At 80.8% G+C, this 749-nt stretch carries 1 pseudogene; it reads left to right on the forward strand.

Going from position 1 to position 749, the window contains the following annotated elements:
* Positions 1–64 precede the first annotated feature (64 nt).
* Positions 65–749, forward strand: a pseudogene (locus ACYVI6_RS18810) (hypothetical protein); the annotation flags it as partial.

Here is a 749-nt window from a genome sequence, read left to right on the forward strand (position 1 = left end):
GCCGCGCCCATGCCGGGTCGCTTGCCCGGGTCGCGGTCGCCGCCGGCTCAGCGCGGTCGCCCGGGTGGCCGCACCGACGACGGCGGGTGTCGCGGCCGGGCTCGACGCGGCGCTGCCCGCCCGGCTCGTGCACGCGTCGGCGACCCCGGTGGCCAGCGGCAGGACCGTCGTGGCCGCGGGTGTCGCCGCCCGCACGGTGCTCGGCGTCACCGGCGGCGCGGCCCTGGTGGGTCGAGGGACGTCGCCGGCCGCGCTGGCTGCGGTGGGCGCGCGCACCGACGCGCTGCTGGCCGGCCAGGGCACGGTCGCCGACGGCGAGGTGCTGGTGCTCGAGCTGCCGGACGCCGACCGCGACACCGACGTCGTGCACCGCCCACAGGTCGTGTGTGCCGACGGTTCCGTGCGCGTGCTGCTGCTCGCGCCGGCCGGGGTGGTGGCCGGTGACGCGGAGCTGACGGCCGGGGGAGCGGTCGTCGTGCCGCCGGGCACGCGCACCGTCCTGCTCGTCGGCGGCCCGCCGCCGCAGCCGGTGCCGGACCCGTGGGCGGTCTGCGGCGGCTGGACGGCGCAGCGCGCCCTGCCCAGCGCGTCCGACGGGTTACTGCTCGGCGACGGTTGCGTGCTCGACGTCCTCGACCGGGTGCCGCTGCGCGGGGCCGCGCCGGTGCGCGCCGCCTGGGTCGCACCGCGCGAGCTCATGGGCGGCGAGCGCGCGACCGTGACCACGCTCGCCGCACCGGGGGCCGGCC

Source organism: Angustibacter aerolatus, assembly GCF_054776675.1.